General features: G+C 72.3%; 10 protein-coding genes and 3 pseudogenes. 8 read left to right on the top strand and 5 right to left on the bottom strand.

Features of this window, described 5'->3' with window-relative positions; genetic code table 11:
* Positions 1 to 188: 188 nt before the first annotated feature.
* On the top strand, positions 189 to 875 hold the full coding sequence (locus E5083_RS18295; RefSeq protein WP_244317550.1) for a glycoside hydrolase family 75 protein: 687 nt from the start codon (positions 189 to 191) through the stop codon (positions 873 to 875).
* A 43-nt stretch (positions 876 to 918) separates the two neighbouring features.
* On the opposite strand, the gene E5083_RS18290 is transcribed toward E5083_RS18295, so the two are convergent.
* Genes E5083_RS18290 through dhaK form a run of 3 tightly spaced genes read right to left on the bottom strand, consistent with a single transcriptional unit; the run spans position 919 to position 2,972 of the window.
* The gene (locus E5083_RS18290) at positions 919 to 1,329 is read right to left on the bottom strand and encodes a PTS-dependent dihydroxyacetone kinase phosphotransferase subunit DhaM (RefSeq protein ID WP_135786765.1); all 411 of its coding nucleotides are present in this window, start codon (positions 1,327 to 1,329) and stop codon (positions 919 to 921) included.
* On the bottom strand, positions 1,322 to 1,933 hold the full coding sequence (gene dhaL / locus E5083_RS18285; protein WP_135786764.1) for a dihydroxyacetone kinase subunit DhaL: 612 nt from the start codon (positions 1,931 to 1,933) through the stop codon (positions 1,322 to 1,324). The genes E5083_RS18290 and dhaL overlap by 8 nt, the downstream gene beginning before the upstream one ends.
* A gap of 46 nt (positions 1,934 to 1,979) precedes the next feature.
* A complete protein-coding gene (gene dhaK / locus E5083_RS18280) occupies positions 1,980 to 2,972 on the bottom strand; it encodes a dihydroxyacetone kinase subunit DhaK (protein WP_135786763.1) in 993 nt (330 codons plus the stop codon).
* Between the two features lie 627 nt (positions 2,973 to 3,599).
* Here dhaK and E5083_RS18275 point away from each other — a divergent pair.
* From E5083_RS18275 to E5083_RS32315, 4 genes and pseudogenes are all read left to right on the top strand, one after another.
* Positions 3,600 to 4,346, top strand: a pseudogene (locus tag E5083_RS18275) (transposase); the annotation flags it as partial.
* Positions 4,347 to 5,059: 713 nt separating this feature from the next.
* Positions 5,060 to 7,033 (top strand): FAD/NAD(P)-binding protein, encoded by a 1,974-nt coding sequence (locus tag E5083_RS18270; RefSeq protein ID WP_381269637.1) that lies wholly within the window; start codon positions 5,060 to 5,062, stop codon positions 7,031 to 7,033.
* Positions 7,030 to 8,552, top strand: a pseudogene (locus E5083_RS18265) (nitrosuccinate lyase). Before E5083_RS18270 ends, E5083_RS18265 begins: the two are co-directional and overlap by 4 nt.
* 238 nt (positions 8,553 to 8,790) lie before the next feature.
* Positions 8,791 to 9,177: pseudogene (locus E5083_RS32315) on the top strand (aminotransferase class I/II-fold pyridoxal phosphate-dependent enzyme); the annotation flags it as partial.
* An 83-nt stretch (positions 9,178 to 9,260) separates the two neighbouring features.
* On the opposite strand, the gene E5083_RS31740 reads toward E5083_RS32315, so the two are convergent.
* Entirely contained in the window at positions 9,261 to 9,485 is a 225-nt protein-coding gene (locus E5083_RS31740; RefSeq protein ID WP_030784393.1) for a tautomerase family protein, read from the bottom strand.
* 21 nt (positions 9,486 to 9,506) lie between these two features.
* On the bottom strand, positions 9,507 to 13,439 hold the full coding sequence (locus E5083_RS18250) for a non-ribosomal peptide synthetase family protein (protein WP_244317549.1): 3,933 nt from the start codon (positions 13,437 to 13,439) through the stop codon (positions 9,507 to 9,509).
* Between the two features lie 417 nt (positions 13,440 to 13,856).
* Here E5083_RS18250 and E5083_RS18245 point away from each other — a divergent pair, with 417 nt between their 5' ends.
* From E5083_RS18245 to E5083_RS18235, 3 genes are read left to right on the top strand one after another with little or no spacing between them, the layout of a single operon-like run.
* Entirely contained in the window at positions 13,857 to 14,156 is a 300-nt protein-coding gene (locus E5083_RS18245) for a chorismate mutase family protein (protein WP_279632491.1), read from the top strand.
* Positions 14,153 to 16,228: an aminodeoxychorismate synthase component I gene (gene pabB, locus E5083_RS18240; RefSeq protein WP_135786762.1), complete on the top strand. Its 2,076-nt coding sequence runs from the start codon at positions 14,153 to 14,155 to the stop codon at positions 16,226 to 16,228. The genes E5083_RS18245 and pabB overlap by 4 nt, the downstream gene beginning before the upstream one ends.
* Complete coding sequence (locus E5083_RS18235; protein ID WP_135786761.1) at positions 16,225 to 17,100, top strand: prephenate dehydrogenase/arogenate dehydrogenase family protein; 876 nt, start codon at positions 16,225 to 16,227, stop codon at positions 17,098 to 17,100. The genes pabB and E5083_RS18235 overlap by 4 nt, the downstream gene beginning before the upstream one ends.
* Positions 17,101 to 17,104 lie beyond the last annotated feature (4 nt).

The following is a 17,104-nucleotide window of genomic DNA, read 5'->3' as shown; positions in this document are numbered from 1 at the left end:
CCGAAACCGCGCCGACGCGGGCGGCCGGGGGGCGGACCCTCACCGGTCCGGCCCTCCGGACCCCCGTGAGCTGCTCCATCCGGCCGCAGAACATGCCCTATCCGGCCGCACGACGCCAGCCGTACGCGTCTCTCGCCACCCGCGTGGGTGATGGTGTCCGGAATGTCCCCTACGGGAGGTTCCCCAGCGTGCCTTTTCCGTCGTTGGTGCCGTTCCTGACCGGTGCCGCCCTGCTCGCCCCGACGTCACCACCCGCCGCTGCCGTACCCCACGGCGTCCGGCACGAGGCGCCGGTGACCGCCGCCGAACTCCGGGCCAGGACGCGGGACTGCGCACAGGTCTCCCACGGCCGCTACCGCGAGGACGCGGGCGGTCCCGCCAAGGTCCGGGTGTGCGGCACCCGCAGCGCGGTGTTCTGGAAGGCGGACCTGGACACCGACTGCGACGGCCGCCCCGGCACCCGCTGCAACCGCCGCACCGACCCGTACTTCTCCCCGGCCACCGCCTTCCCCCAGTCCGACGGCCGCCCCCTCGACGCCGAACGGCTCCCGTACATCGTGATCCCGCCCGCCAGCGCCCTGTGGGACCATCGCGCCCACGGCGTGCGGGGCGGCTCCGTGGCCGCCGTGCTCTACCGCGACCGCGTGCGATACGCCGTCGTCGGCGACACCGGCCCCCGCGACCTCATCGGCGAAGCGTCCTACGCCACCGCCCGTGCCCTCGGCATCGATCCCGACCCGCGCGTAGGCGGAGCCCCGTCCGGGGTCACGTACATCGTCTTCCGCGACACACGGGCCCAGCCGATCGAGGACCACCAGGACGCGGTGGCCCAAGGGGAGGAACTGGCCCGGAAGTTCGTCGGGCGGACGGGCTGACGGTGTGCGGGCCGGCCCCCTGGGGCGGGGACCGGCCCGGCGCTCACACCTTGCGGTAGGCGTACGCCTCGCCCGCGGCGGCCACCACCGCGTCCAGGTCGGCACCCGTCGCGGCCGTCACCACGGCGGCCACCGCGCCCTCCACGAAGGGGGCGTCCACCAGCCGGATGTCCGCCGGGAGTTCGTCGCCCTCGGCGAGCAGCGCCTTCACCGTGAGCACCGCGCTGCCCAGGTCGGTGAGGACCGCGACCCCCGCGCCCTGGTCCACGGCGGCGGCCGCCGCCGATATCAGCTCCGCGCTGGTGCCGAAGCCGCCGCCCTCCGTACCGCCCGCCGCCGCGACCGGTACCGCTTCGGCACCGCCCGCCAGGGCCTTCGCCAGCCCGGCCACCGACTCGGCGACCTCGGCGCTGTGCGACACCAGCACGATCCCGACATGCCGCTCGTCACTCATCGGAGCCTCCCTCCGCCGCGGTCACGAGCGCGGCGATCAACAGGGAGGACGAGGTGGCACCGGGGTCCTGGTGGCCGATGCTGCGCTCCCCGAGATAGCTCGCCCGACCCTTACGGGCCTGCATCGGGGTCGTCTCCACCGCACCGGACTCGGCGGCCCGGCGCGCCGCGTCGAAGCCCTCGCCGAGCGCGTCCACGGCCGGGATCAGCGCGTCCAGCATCGTCTTGTCACCCGGCGCCGCCCCGCCGAGCGCCGTCACCCCGTCCACCCCGGCCCGCAGCGCCTCCGCCAACTGCGCCTCGCTGACCTCGGGCGCGTCCCCGAGCACCTTCCCGGCCCGGCGCAGCAGCGTGCCGTACAGCGGGCCGGAGGCACCGCCGACGGTGGAGATGAGCTGGCGCCCGGCGAGCGAGAGCACGGCACCCGGCGTGCCCGGCGCCTCCTTCTCCAGGGTGGCCAGCACGGCCGTGAAACCGCGCTGGAGATTGCTGCCGTGGTCCGCGTCGCCGATGGCCGAGTCGAGCGCGGTGAGCCGCTGCGCCTCCCGGTCGACGGACGCGGCGGTCGCCGTTATCCAACGGCGGAAGAAGTCGGCGTCGAGCACTGGATCTCCTTGGCTGGTAGGGATGTTGACCACTGACTCCGCCGTATCACATCCCCCAGCGCAGTGCCGGGGTCCGCACCGGCGCGTCCCACAGCCGCAGCAGTTCCTCGTCGACCTGGCACAGGGTGACGGAGGCGCCCGCCATGTCGAGCGAGGTGACGTAGTTGCCGACGAGCGTGCGGGCGACGGCCACGCCACGCTCCGCCAGCACCCGCTGCACCTCTGCGTTGAAACCGAACAGTTCCAGCAGCGGGGTGGCGCCCATGCCGTTGACCAGGACCAGCACCGGGCCGCGCGGCGTCATGTCGTCCAGGATGGCGTTCACCGCGAAGTCGGCGATCTCCCCGGAGGTCATCATCGGGCGCCGCTCGCGGCCCGGCTCACCGTGGATGCCGATGCCCAACTCCAGCTCGCCGGGCGGCAGATCGAAGGTGGGGGAGCCCTTGGCCGGGGTGGTGACGGCGCTCAGGGCCACACCGAAGCTGCGCGAGCTGTCGTTGACCTGGCGGCCGATGGCCTCCACCCGCTCCAACGGCTGCCCCTCGGCCGCCGCAGCGCCCGCGATCTTCTCCACGAACAGCGTCGCGCCGGTGCCGCGCCGGCCCGCCGTGTAGAGGCTGTCGGTGACGGCGACGTCGTCGTTGACCAGGACCTTGCCGACCTGGATGCCCTCGTCCTCGGCCAGCTCGGCGGCCATGTCGAAGTTGAGCACGTCGCCGGTGTAGTTCTTCACGACGAACAGCACCCCGGCCCCGCTGTCCACGGCCGCCGCGGCCCGCGCCATCTGGTCCGGCACCGGCGAGGTGAACACCTCACCCGGACAGGCCGCCGCCAGCATCCCGGGCCCGACGAACCCGCCATGCAGCGGCTCATGCCCCGACCCGCCCCCCGAAACCAGCCCCACCTGCCCGGCCACCGGCGCGTCCCGCCGGACGATCACCCGGTTCTCCACGTCCACATTCAGATCCGGATACGCGGCCGCCATCCCCCGCAGCGCATCGGCCACCACGGTCTCGGGGACGTTGATCAGCATCTTCATCGGTGTCTCCTGGTGAGGCTAGCAGACGGGCCTCTGAGCAGCGTTCTTGCTGGTCAGGCTGGATGAGAGGGGTTTTGATCTTGACGGTCCTTGGCGGCCGGAGGCGGGCTCCGGCGGTCCTGATGCTGACTCCGTGCTGACTTCCTTGATGGGACGTCAGGTGTCGATGAGTGGTCTGTGTCGTCGGGATTGCAGTACTACTGTCGGAAGTATCGGCCTTGCGGCCGCGAAGGTCACGTGGAGTGCGACAGGTGCTTGCCCTCACTCCGCGTGCCTCGGTCGCTTAGGCCAAGGTCAGCGTAAGCACCGCGATGTGTCCGCTGCTGCGCTCGATCTGTATAGGCCCTGATGAGCGTGGGTCGTGCGGTGAGTGTGGCGATCCAGCACAATTGACCCGCCGGCTGGGAAGATCCGTATGGGCCATTGGAGTGATCTTGGCGGTGCGATGTGGGCGCATGGGTGTTCTGGCGAAAGTGACGGGTCCGGCGGTCCTCATCACAAAGTGCCGAGTTCGGCGAAAGTGCTAAAAATTGGTTCCCCGCCGCTGTAAAGCCGCAGTTCACGGGGTGTGCTCCCCGCCCGCGCGTGGATGGTCCCTCCCTGAAGCGCTGGACGCCGCTCTCCGGGACCTCCAACCGGATACGCGGCCTGCTCACCCAGTTCCACCCCTCGCTGGAGCGCGTCCTGGGTCCGCGTCTGGACCACCAGGCCGTGACCTGGCGGTCGGCGCGCTACGGCTCCCCGGCCGCCCTGCGAAAGGCCGGCCGCAGACTCCTCGAGCTGATCCTGCCCAAGGCCTCGCGCATGGCCACCCGGCTGATCGACGACATCTTCGACGCGCTCGACGAACAGACCGTCGTCGTCCCCGGCACCGGCACCCTCGACGCCGTCGTCCCTTCCCTGGCCGCCTCCCACACCCAACGCCGGGCGATGGAAGCCCAGATCAACGCCCTGCTGGAGGCTCACCCTCTTTCCCTGGCCCTGACGTCGATGCCCGGCGTCGGCGTCAGGACCGCCGCCGTCCTGCTGGTCACCGTCGGCGACGGCACCAGCTTCCCCACCGCCGCCCACCTCGCCTCCTACGCCGGCCTCGCACCGACCACGAAATCGTCCGGGACCTCAATCCATGGCGAACACGCACCCCGAGGCGGAAACCGCCAGCTCAAATGTGCCATGTTCCACTCCGCCTTCGCCTGCATGAACGCCGACACCGCCTCCCGCACCTGCTACGACAAGCAACGAGCCCGCGGCAAGACCCACACCCGGGCCCTCCTCCGCCTCGCCCGCCAATGCATCAGCACCCCGTTCGCCATGCTCCGCGACGGCAGCTTCTACAAATCCCGCACGCCCGCGGACGTCGGGCTCGCCGCATGACCTCAGCAAGACCGAATCACCCCAAAACCGACAGCGGTGCCTGACGCAGGACATAGAGGCACCCCCCTTTTCCCCGGCGGTGACATCGACCGGGCGGCGGACTTCCCCCTTCGGTGCCCATCCGTCCTGCTTTACATCCCTCGCTTGCCGGTAGTGCGCGTATCCGAGGGATTAACTGCCTTGTCCGCGGCGGGGCGGCCTTCACATAGTTGCTGTCATGTCAGAGCGGCGTTCCGCGAACGGCCGTGACAACAGTCCTTTCCACGGGGGAAACCGATGGCGCTCCGGGAGTCCGGCCGCGGTCTGCGCGATGTCGCCGCAGCGGCCGACGCTGCCACGCTGAGGGCTTCGGCACGTGGCGCGGAAGAGTGTTCCGTCCGTGCGGACGTGATCCAGGACCTCATCCCCAGCCCTCTCCGCTAAGTCCGGACGGGTCCGGGCGCCCCGGCGTCCGCCCTCCTCCGCCCGCCGAACGGGCGCGTTCCCGCACCCGGGGTCTGGCCCCTGAGGGTGTCGGCCCGTGCCATGGCGGCCGTGCCCCCGGCCTTCTTCGGCCGCGGGTTCCCTCGGCCTTTCCCCGGTCCGCCGGTGTTCCGGCGTCGTCCGCGGCCTCGTCCGCCGCTCCGTGCCCCCGTGCACCCCGGCCCGGGCCGCAGCGCCGGTTTCCCCCTTCCGCTTCCCTCGTCCCCTCCACCGTCGAGCGGAGAACACTCGTGAAGAGCAGTACGTCGTCCATGGCCATCGTCGGGGCCGGCCCCCGTGGGCTCTCGGTTCTGGAGCGTCTGATCGCCCAGGAGCGGAAGTCCCCGTCCGCCGGCCGCATCACGGTCCACGTCGTCGACCCGTATCCGCCGGGACCCGGCCGGGTGTGGCGCACCGACCAGTCCCGAGAACTGCTGATGAACACCGTGGCCTCCCAGGTCACCGTGTTCGCCGACTCCAGCGTGAACCTGGTGGGACCGGTCGAGGACGGGCCGAGCCTCTACGAGTGGGCCCGGGACGTGGCGTCCGGCACGGTCCCCGTTCCCGGGGAGGCCCTCGCGGAGGCCCGTCGCCTCGGCCCGGACACCTACCCCACCCGCGCGTTCTACGGGCACTACCTGGGCCGGGTGTTCCGGACGCTGGTCGCGCAGGCTCCGGAGCACCTGGAGATCCGCGTCCACCGGGCGTACGCCGTCGCGCTGGACGACGAGTCCGGTGTGCACGGCGGACGCCAGACCCTGCTGCTCGCCGACGGCACGCGACTGTCGGGCCTGAACGCGGTGGTGCTGGCGCAGGGCCACGTCCCGGTGCAGGCCACCGCCCTGGAGCAGCGGCTCGGTGCCTTCGCCGCCGAACACGGCCTGGTGTATCTCGACCCGGCGAACCCGGCCGACACGGACCACTCCCGGATCGAGCCGGGCGAGAGCGTCGTACTGCGCGGTCTCGGGCTCAACTTCTTCGACCACATGGCCCTGTTGACCGCCGGGCGGGGCGGCTCGTTCGAGCGGGTGGACGGCCGGCTGGTCTACCGCCCGTCCGGGCGGGAGCCGCGCATCATCGCCGGATCCCGGCGCGGCGTTCCGTACCACGCCCGCGGCGAGAACGAGAAGGGCGCCTACGGACGGTACCGGCCGCGGCTGCTGACGGTGGAGAAGACGGACGAACTGCGTGCGCTCGCGGCCGACGGCGAGTGGATCCGGTTCAGCACCCATCTGTGGCCCCTCATCACCGCCGAGGTGGAGAGCGTGTACTACGCGGCGCTCTTGGTCGACGGGGTCGAGGCGGCCGAACTGGCGGCGTTCACCGACCGCTTCCTGCGCGTCGCCGACTCGGCGGCGGACAAGGCCCGGCTGCTCGACGCCGTGGGGGTTTCTGCCGCCGAGCGCTGGGACTGGGACCGGATCGCCGAGCCGTACCGGGAGGAGGAGTTCGCCACGGCGGAGGACTTCCGCGCCTGGCTGCTGGCGTATCTGCGGCAGGACGTCGTAGAGGCCCGCCGGGGCAATGTCAGTGGGCCGCTCAAGGCCGCTCTCGACGTGCTGCGGGACCTGCGCAACGAGATCCGGCTCGCCGTCGACCACGGCGGTCTGGAAGGGAACTCCCACCGGAACGAACTGGAACACTGGTACACCCCGCTCAACGCCTTCCTGTCGATCGGACCGCCCACCTCCAGGATCGAGGAGCTGATCGCGCTGGTGGAGGCCGGCACGGTCGAGATCGTCGGCCCCGGCATGGTCGTCGAGGCGGTCACGGACGGCGGCGCCGCCTTCGAGGTGAGTTCCCGCCGGACGCCGGGGCGGCGGCACCGGGCCGGCGCGCTGATCGAGGCCCGGCTGCCCGAGCCGGACCTGCGCCGTACCGACGACCGGCTGATGCGGCACCTGCTGACGACCGGCCAGTACGTGCCGTACCGGATCCTCGGTGAGTGCGGCAGCGAGTACGAGACCGGTGCCGTCGCCGTGTCCGGCCGGCCGCATCATCCGGTCGACGCCGAGGGCCGTGCCCATCCGCGCCGGTTCGTGCACGGTGTGCCGACCGAATCGGTGCACTGGGTCACCGCGGCCGGCATCCGGCCGGGCGTCGGCTCGGTCACCGTCGAGGACTCCGACGCGATCGCCGCCGCCGTGCTGACCCTGCTGGCGGACGAGGCCCGCACCCACGCCCCCACCGACGCTCGCAGCGACGCCGGGGAAGCCGTGGCATGAACGACCACACCATCGACACCCACGCCGTCGACGACCGGGACATCGACCAGGACATCGACGCCGGGCTGCTCTCCCCGGTGCGGGTCGGCACCCCCGTTGAGGCGGCCACCGGGGACCGGGCGTGGCTCCAGGCGATGCTCGACGCCGAGGCGGCCCTGGCCAGGGCCCAGGCCCGGCTGGGTACGCTGCCCGCGTCCGCCGCCGCAGCGATCAGCTCCGCCGCGCGTGCCGAGCGGCTGGACGCCCGGACCCTGGCCCAGGCCGCCAGGGAGACCGCCAATCCGGTGGTCGGCCTGGTCCAGGCGTTCACGGCCGTCGTCGCCGCCGACGATCCGACCGCCGCGGCTCCACCAGCCAGGACATCCTGGACACGGGGGCCATGCTGGTCGCCGCCCAGGCGCTGCGGCTGATCCTCGCCGACCTGCGCCGCACGGCCGACGCGCTGGCCGGCCTCGCCCGCGAGCACCGCGACACCCCGATGGCCGGCCGCACACTGACCCTGCACGCCGTGCCCACCGCCTTCGGCCTCAAGGCGGCGGGCTGGCACCACCTGGTGCTGGCGTCCGCCGAGTGGCTGAAGCGGGTCCTGACCCACGGGCTGCCGGTGGCGCTCGGCGGCGCCGCCGGCACGCTCGCCGGATACCTGGAGTACGCGAAGGTCGACGGCGGCGTCCCCGACGACGGGCTCGGCGACTACCTGGACCGGCTGACCGCGGCCTAGGCGGAGGAGACGGGGCTGGCCCGGCCCGTCCTGCCGTGGCACGTGCTGCGCACCCCGGTCGCCGACCTGGCCGCCGCGCTGTCCCACACCGCGGCGTCCCCCGGGAAGCTCGCCGTGGACGTGCAGGTCCTGGCCCGGACCGAGGTGGGAGAGGTCTGCGAGCCCGCTCCGGCCGGCCGCGGGGCCTCGTCCGCCATGCCGCACAAGCGCAACCCGGTGCTCGCGACACTGATCCGCTCCGCCGCGCTGCAAGTCCCCGTCCTGGCGGCCGGCCTGACCCAGTGTCTGACCACGGAGGACGAGCGGTCCGGGGGCGCCTGGCACGCGGAGTGGCTCCTGCTGTGCGAGTGCCTGCGGCTGGCGGGCGGCGCCGCCCACACCACGGTGGAGCTGGCCGAGGGGCTGACCGTACGGCCGGAGTGGATGCGCGCCAACCTGGATCTGACGGGCGGGCAGATCGTCACCGAGCGGATCACCGCCGTCCTCACGCCCCGGACCGGCAAGGCGACCGCCCGCCGGTGCCTCACCCTGGCCTCTGTCCTGGCCGACCGCGACGGCCGGCCCCTGGCCGAGATCCTCACCGAACTGCCCGAGCTGAAGGACGCCTTCGCCGACGGCGAACTCGCCGGCCTGCTGGACCCCGACGGCTACACCGGGGCGGCAGGGCTGCTCGTCGACCGTGCCCTCGGCGGGCAGCCGGACGCCGCCGACGGTCCACGCCCCGGGCCCCTCGGCACCCGAGTGAGCGGCTCACCGGCCTCCCGCACCGCCCCTCCGAGGAAGGCAACAACCCTGTGACCGAACGTCAGCACGGCCCCCGTCCCCGGCCGGATCTGGACGCCCTCTCCGCCCACCGCCCCGGAAAGCCGGACTATGACGACTCCTTCGTCCTGTCCGCCAACGAGAACCCCTGCCCGCCGCTGCCCGGCGTCCTGGAGACCGCGGTCGCCGCGGCGGGCGCCTTCAACCGCTACCCCGACATGGGCGTCGGCGCGCTCACCGCGGAACTCGCGCGGCACTTCGGCGTCCCGCCGAGGTCGGCTTCGCGATCGCGCACGAGCCGGTCGCCGCCGCGCTGCGCAAGACGGCCGTCCCGTTCGGCGTCAGCCAGCTCGCCCGGGACGCCGCCATCGCCTCGCTGCGCGTCGAGGACGCCCTGCTGAAGCGGGTGGAGTCGCTGGTCGGTGAGCGGGCGCGGGTGACCGCCTCGCTGCGCGCGCAGGGCTGGACGGTCGCCGACTCCGAGGCCGACTTCGTCTGGCTGCCGCTCGGTGACCACAGTTTCGACTTCGCCGCGGCCTGCGCCGAGGCCGGTGTGGTGGTCCGCCCGTTCGCAGGCGAGGGCGTACGCGTCTCGATCAGCGAGGCGCATGGTAACGACGCCTTCCTGGTGGCCGCCGGGGTGTTCCGCAAGCGGCTCTGACCACGGTCGCCGCCCGCAGGCAGAGGCCCCGCGCCGCCGGATCGCTCCGGCCGCGCGGGGCCTCTCCTGTCTCAGGGACCGGTTCAGTAGTTCGGCAGCTTGTGGAGCAGTTCGCGCCGCTCCACCACTTCCGGGCGGTAGACGCGCTCGGTCCACTCGGACGGGTCGACGGGCTCCAGGGCGATGGACACGGCGTCCTCGGTGCAGCCGAGGTTCTCCGTCAGCGCCGCGGTGATCGCGGCGACCAGACGGGCCGACTGCTCCTCGCCGACCGGAGTGGGGAAGTGCTTGATGTTGACGTGCGGCACGGTGGTCTCCCTGGATGGTTGTCAGACGGTCCGGGCGGCCGATGCCGGCCCGGTGTTTTCGGCGGGCAGGTCCGTGGGCGCGAGACGGGCGCCGATCAGGCGGGCCAGTTCGTCGACGCCGGGCTCGCGCAGGATGCCGTAATGGTCGACGGCGAGTTCGTGGATCTCCGGCGCGGCGGCCGACCAGCCGGTGCTGTCGTCGAGGAAGGAGTAGTCGTCGTCCGCCGCCTTCACGACGGTCACCGGTGCCTGGATCCGCCGGGACCGCAGCTCCGCGAAGGTGTAGCGGAACTCGTAGGTTCGCCGGACCACCGCGGTGATCCGGCGGACCAGCTCGCCGTCCAGGCCGTCGATGTGCTCGGCCAGATGGGAGACGAAGCTCTCCTCGTCCGTGGTGGCTCGCAGACACGCCTCCAGCGCCGGTCCGGTGACGGTCCCCGTGAAGACCGAGTACAGGATGGTCAGATAGGCGGGGTCGGTGTACGAGGCGTGGCCGCCGCCCGCCGTGCGGAGCTTCGGTGAGCCGGGGGCGATCAGGAACAGCCGGTCGACCCGGCGCCCGTCGCGCTCCAGCAGGTGGACGGTCTCGAAGGCAACCCGCGCGCCGAAGGAGTAGCCGCACAGTGTGTACGGGCCGTCCGGCTGGGCGTCGGTGATGGCCCGCACGTCCCGTGCCGCCATCTCGGCGATGGTGGCGTACGGCTCCTCGCCCGCGTTGACGCCGTGGGCCTGGATGCCGAGGAACGGCCGGCCGGTGTCGAGCCGGCGGGCCAGCGGGCGCAGGTTCATCGGATAGCCGCCGAGGCCCGGCCAGCAGTAGACGGGCCGGCCGGAGCGGGCGGCGCCCAGTGGCACCAGCCGGGAGGCGGAGGCGCCCCGCAGCCCGTCGACCCGCCGGGCCAGCTCCTCGATGGTCGGGGACCCGAACAGCACCTGCATCGGCAGCGCGCAGCCGAACCGGCGGTTGACGCGGTGCACCAGCCCGACCGCGATGAGGGAGTTGCCGCCGCACTCGAAGAAGTCGTCCCGCACGGAGGCGTCCCGCTGTCCCGTCCCGGCCTGCCACAGCTCGCGGACGATCCGCTCGGTGGTGGTCCGCGGCGCGACGAAGGGCCGGTCGGCGGCCGTGAAGTCCGTCTCCGGCGCCGTCTCCAGTGCCCGCAGGTCGACCTTGCCGTTGGCGGTCAGCGGCAGCCGGTCCATCACCACCAGGCGGTTGGGCACCATGTAGTCGGGCAGCAGCTCCACCAGGTCGGCCCTGATCATCTCGGTCGGCCCCTGCATGTGCACGCTGTCCTCGCGCATGCCCCGGTGGGCGAGCTGTCCGGGGCTGACCTTGCCGCCGACGAAGAAGTACGACGGGCCCGTGGGCCGGCCGCAGGACCGCAGCACGGCCTCCATGCGCCTGGCGGCAGGCAGGTTGTGGCCGGTCCTGGAGCTGTATCCGGAGGACATGAAGCCGAAGCCGGCGTCATTCATCTGGAGCCGCTGGAGCCGGCGTCCCAGGTCCAGGTAGGAGTGCGGGTGCTCCGGCCCGGGGCTGACCAGCGTGACGCCGAACGCGGCGCGCTCGTAGACTTGTTGGTTGATGGCGATCACATGCCGCTTGAGCACCAGCTCGTCCGCGATCCGCTCCAGCGTTCCGTCGGTGTAGCGGTACTGGCCGGCCGTCATGCCGGGCACGCGGCCGGGATGGATCTGCACGTACACGTCCAGGGGGACGTCCGGGCGGTCGGCGCGGTACGGCACCAGGTCGAAGGCCCCCAGGTAGTGGTCCTCCTCGGCGCAGTGCAGCCGGCGCATCGCCTCGGGCGTGTACGGGGCGGCGGCGACGTCCAGACCGTGGGCGGGCAGCACCTCTTCCAGCAGGCCGACCATGTGTCCGGCCTCGATCTCCAGTACCTCCTGGACGTTGTTGCGGTACACCGGCTCGATCGCCCGCCTGCGGCCCGCGAAGTGGAACCGGATGCCAGGCCCGCCGGCCTGTCCGTCCCCGGCCTCGATCAGGTACAGCCGGTGCTCCACCGGGTGGTAGTACCAGTGGCCGGGAGCCAGGCCGGCGCAGCCGTCCGGGCCGGTGGTCTCCAGGTAGAGCTGAGTGGCGTACAGCGAGCCGGGGGAGGCGTACCCGTACTTGGGCAGCAGCCGTCCGTCGCTGGTGTATTGGCCGAAGTAGCGCAGGACGGCGCCGAGTCCGGCCGCGGTCAGATGCTCGGGCCGGCGCGGGGCGGTGCCGGGGGTGCGGGCGGCGAGCAGGGCGAGCAGGTCGCTTTGGCGGGTGTCGCCGCCCTCGTAGAAGCGGTAGGTCTTGCGGGCGAACACCCGCCGGCGCTGTGCGGCGGTGGGGGTGCGGCCCGGGAGGTCGACGCGGCGGCGACCGGCCAGATCGGCGATGTCGCGACAGCCGCCGTCGGAGAGCTGGGCGCGCACCTGGAACCGGCCGGACTTGGTGACGTGGTGCCGGTCGTGGTTGCCCTGGTCCATCAGGGCGGCCTCGCGCGGGCTGAGTTCGACGCAGGCCACCAGGTTCTGGTAGCCGGTCGCCGGATCGTCCTTGACCAGCACGGCGGCGTTCCTGACCCAGTCGTGGGCCTCGACGGCGAGCCGTATCTCGTCCAGTTCGACCCGGTAGCCGCGCAGCTTCACCTGCCGGTCCACGCGGCCGCCGAACCGGTAGGTGCCGTCCTCCCGGTGGACCAGGTCGCCGGTACGGTACAGCACGGCGTGCGCGGGGTCGTCGGAGAAGGGGTTGTCCAGGAAGCGTTCGGCGGTCAGGTCGGGGCGGTGCAGATAGCCGCGGGCGACCTGCACGCCGCTGATGTACAGCTCGCCCGTCGCGCCGGGGGCGACCGGCTCCATCCGCTCGTCCAGCACGTGGAAGGCCAGCCCCTCCACGGGGACGCCGATCGGGACGCCGGGCGGGCCGCCGGCGACCGGCGACGGGTCCACGGTGCAGGCCGAGGCGTTGATGGTGCACTCGCTGGGCCCGTAGAGGTTGACCAGTTCGCACTTGCGCAGGGTCTCAGCGAAGCGCTGCGCGAGCCGCCGGGACAGTGCCTCCCCGCCGCAGAACACCCGGGTCAGCGATTCGCAGGCGGGCAGCCGCTCGGTGTCCAGCAGCGCCTGGAGCAGGGTCGGCACGCACTGGAGAACAGTCACGCCGTGCCGGACGACGGTGTCGACCAGGGCTTCGGGGTCGCGGTAGGCGCCGGGGCCGGCCAGCACGATCCGGCTGCCGACGCACGGCGCCAGGATCTCCCACTGGGCGGCGTCGAAGCTCATCGGTGTCTTCTGCAGGACGGTGGTGGACGGGCCCAGGCCGTACGTCCGGGCCAGCCAGCGCATCTGGTGCGCGATGGCGCGGTGCTCGACCATCACGCCCTTGGGCCGGCCGGTGCTGCCCGAGGTGTGGATGACGTAGGCGAGGTCCCCCGGCGCGGGGAAGCCGACCTCGCCGGCGTCGGTGGCGCGGAGGCCGGTCGCCGTGCCGGCCGGTGTCAGGGGGCCGTCGGCCGTGTCGGCCGGGGTGAGGAGGTCCGTGCCGGGCGGCGCGAGGGCGGCGAGCCGGTCCCGGAGGGGCTCCTCGGTGAGCAGCACCGGGGCGCGGGAGTCCTCGGCCATCGCCCGGATCCGTTCGTCCGGGTAGTCGGGCGACAGGGGGAGGTAGGCGGCGTCGGCGAACAGGACGCCCCAGACGGCGACCGGCAGGGCGGTGGAGGGTTCGAGGAAGACGCCGACACAGTCGTCGCGGCGCACTCCGCGGCCGCGCAGCGTTGCCGCCAGCGCCGTGGCCCGCTCGACGAGTTCCGCGAAGGTGAGGCTCTCGTCCCGGTACTCCACAGCGATGGCGTCGGGGCGAATCCGGGCCTGCGTCGAAAGCAGGTCGACAAGGCTTGGTGCTCCGTCCGTTCCTCGCTGCGGAACCACCGGCCCGTTCTCGGTCAGGATTTCCACGACGTCCCCCGTTCGAATGAATTCACATGCGTCGAACAAATCGAAACTATGAGTTCATCCGGTTCTTTTTGGCAAGCGACCGGGTGCCAGGTGTCCGATTGCCCGCCCGGGCATTACGGGACGCATTTTTACAAATGGGGCGAGAAGCTGCGGTGTGCGCCCGCCCGCGGTGGCGCCTCCTGGCCGGTTCTGTGCCCCGATGGCCCCCGTGACGCCTCTCGGGCCACCCGTGGAGGAGGAGTTTTGTCCCACTAAAGCCCGCCATGAACCCCGGAATTTCGCGCACTGCGTCGATCCGAACCATCGCGAACATGGCATCGGCGAGGGGTGGGCGGCAGAGTCGGGACTGTCATCGGGGCGCTGTCGGAGGCTTTTCCGGCGCTTTCGAGAAGAGGTGCCTGACAAAGGGGGAGAACCGTGCTGGATAGTCCGTCCGATGATGGACTCGAAATTCTTCGGGCGAAGCTCGACAGCATCGACATGCGTTTCCTCGAGGAACTCCGGGCCCGTATCGACACCTGTGTGGAAATCGCGCACTACAAGCGCGAGAACGACGTCGGAATGATGCAGCCGCACCGGATCAGGATCGTCCAGGAGCGCGCCGCCCGGTTCGGCGACGAGCACGGGATCAGCCAGGACTTCCTGCGCCGACTCTACGACCTGATCATCGAGGAGACCTGCCGGGTGGAGGACGTGGTCATAGGAGCCGCACCGTGAGAACCCTGCTGATCGACAACTACGACTCCTTCACGTACAACCTGTACCAACTGCTCGGCGAGACCAACGGCCGTCCGCCGGTGGTCGTGAAGAACGGCACGGACTTCTCTACACTGCGCTTCGAGGACTTCGACGCGATCGTGATCTCCCCCGGGCCGGGCCGCCCCGACCGCGAGCGGGACTTCGGCATCAGCCGGCGCGCGATCCTGGAGAGCGGCCTGCCGGTGCTCGGCGTCTGCCTGGGCCACCAGGGCATCTGTTACCTCTTCGGCGGCGAGGTCGTCCACGCGCCGGAGCCGATGCACGGCCGTGTGTGCCCGGTGCGCCACAGCGGCACCGACATCTTCGCCGGCCTGCCCAGCCCGTACGACGTGGTCCGCTACCACTCGCTCGCGGCCGGCCGGCTCCCCGACGAACTGGAAGCCGTCGCCTGGACCGAGGACGGCGTGGTGATGGGGGTGCGGCACCGCACCCGGCCCATCTGGGGCGTCCAGTTCCACCCGGAATCCATCAGCAGCCAGTACGGCCGCGAACTGCTCGCCAACTTCCGCGACCTGGCGCTGGCCCACCACGCCGCGCGGCGCGGCGAGCCGCGCTACACGGTGCATGTGCGCCGGGTGGACGCCGAACCCCGGGCCGAGGCCGCGTACCGGGAGCTGTTCGCCGACCACGACACCGCGTTCTGGCTGGACAGCAGCAGCGTCATCGACGGGCTGTCCCGGTTCAGTTTCCTCGGTGACGGCTCCGGCCCGTTCGCCGAGTACGTGACCTACCGGGTGGAGGACGGCGTCGTCCGGATCACCCGGCCCGGCCGCTCCGACGACGGTGACGAACTCGTCCAGCAGGGCTTCTTCGACTATATCGACGAGCAACTGCGCGCCCGCTCCGTCCCCCGGCCGGACGGCCTGCCGTTCGACTTCAACCTCGGCTACGTCGGCTATCTCGGCTACGAGCTGAAGGCCGAGGCGGGCGCCCGGGCGGCGCACAAGGCGGAGACCCCGGACGCCGCCGTGCTGTTCGCCGACCGGATGCTCGCGCTCGACCACGCCGAGGGCGCCGCCTATCTGCTGGCCCTGTCCGAGGGCGAGGACCACGCCGCGGCCGTCGCCTGGCTCGACCGGACCGAGGCCGCCGTCCTGGCGCTGCCCCGGGCCGACGGCGCACCGCGCGGCGAGGCGGCCGGCTTCCGCGGTGTCGGCATGACCGACCCGGAGGCCGGGCCGGTCGTCCGACCGCGCCACGACAAGCGGGCCTACCTGGACCGGATCGCCGAGAGCCTGGAGGAGATCCGCAATGGCGAGACCTACGAGGTGTGTCTGACCAACGCGGTCGAACTCAAAGCCAGGATCGACCCGTTACGCACCTACTCCCACCTGCGGAAGATCTCGCCCGTGCCGTACGGCGCGCTGCTCGACTTCCCCGGGGTGGCGGTGCTCAGCGCCTCGCCGGAACGGTTCCTCACCATCGGTGCCGACCGGGTCGCCGAGTCCAAGCCGATCAAGGGCACCCGCCCCCGCGGAGCCACCCCGGCGGAGGACGCGGCGCTGCGCGAGGACCTGCTCTCCCAGGAGAAGGACCGCGCCGAGAACCTGATGATCGTCGATCTGATCCGCAACGACCTGAACGTGGTCTGCGAGGTCGGCTCGGTGCACGTGCCCGCCCTGTTCCACGTCGAGACCTACGCGCCGGTGCATCAGTTGGTCTCCACCGTCCGTGGCACGCTGCGGGCCGGCGAGTCGGCGGTGTCCTGCGTACGGGCGGCGTTCCCGGGCGGATCGATGACGGGTGCCCCCAAGCTGCGCACGATGGAGATCATCGACCGGCTGGAGGAAGGCGCCCGCGGCGTCTACTCCGGCTCGATCGGCTGGCTCTCGCTCAGCGGCGCGGCCGATCTGAACATCGTCATCCGCACCCTGGTGGCGACCGAGGACCGGCTCAGCTTCGGAGTCGGCGGGGCGATCATCGCCCTGTCGGACCCGGAGGAGGAGTACACGGAGACGGCCGTCAAGTCGCGTGCCGTGGTCTCCGCCGTCCTTGCCACCGCGCTGGAACCCGCGGGGAGCCGGCCGTGATCCGGCGCTGTGTCGTGGTCGGCGGCGCCGGCGCGGTGGGCCGGCTGTTCGCCGAACGGCTGCTGGCCGGCGGTGCCCGGGTGGCGGTGGCCGACACCGTCGCACCGGGCGCCGAGCCCGCGGGCACCCACTACGTGCGCGGAGACATCACCTCCCTCGGCGCCCGGCTGGAGGCCGACCTCGGTCACGCCGACCTGGTGGTGCTCGCGGTGCCGGACGCCGTCGCGCTGGCGGCCGTCCCCGGCCTGGCCGCCGTGCTGCGACCGGACGCGCTGCTGGTGGACACCCTGTCCGTCAAGCAGCCCGTCACCGCGGCCGTCCGGGCCCACGCCCCGGACGTACAGGCGGTCGGCCTGAACCCGATGTTCGCTCCGGACCTCGGCTTCGAGGGCCGGCCGGTGGCCGCCGTCGTGGTCAACGACGGGCCCCAGGTGGCGGGTCTGCTGGACCTGGTCGGCACCTGGGGCGCCCGAGTGGTGCCGATGGACGCGGCCGAGCACGACCGGCTGGCCGGCGTCTCCCAGGCACTCACCCACGCGGCCGTCCTCGGCTTCGGCCTCGCCCTGACCCGGCTCGGCCCCGACCTGGCGAGGATCCGCGAGATCGCCCCGCCTCCGCACCAGGCACGGCTCGCGCTGCTGGCCCGGATCAGCTCCGGCGCCCCCGCCGTCTACCGGGACGTCCAGGCCGCCAACCCGGAGGCGCCAGCGGTGCGCAAGGAACTCGCCGAGGGCGTGCGCGCCTTCGTCGACCTGGTGGAGCACGGCTCCGAGGCGGAGTTCGCCACCGTCCTCGGCCGGCTCCGGGACGACATGGGCGAGCACGCCCCGCACTACCGCGGCCTGTGCGCGCGGATGTTCACCTCACTCTGACAAG

The organism is Streptomyces bauhiniae, assembly GCF_004784475.1.
GTDB classification, from domain to species: Bacteria; Actinomycetota; Actinomycetes; order Streptomycetales; family Streptomycetaceae; genus Streptomyces; species Streptomyces seoulensis.
This window is presented reverse-complemented; position numbering and strand designations above follow the sequence as displayed.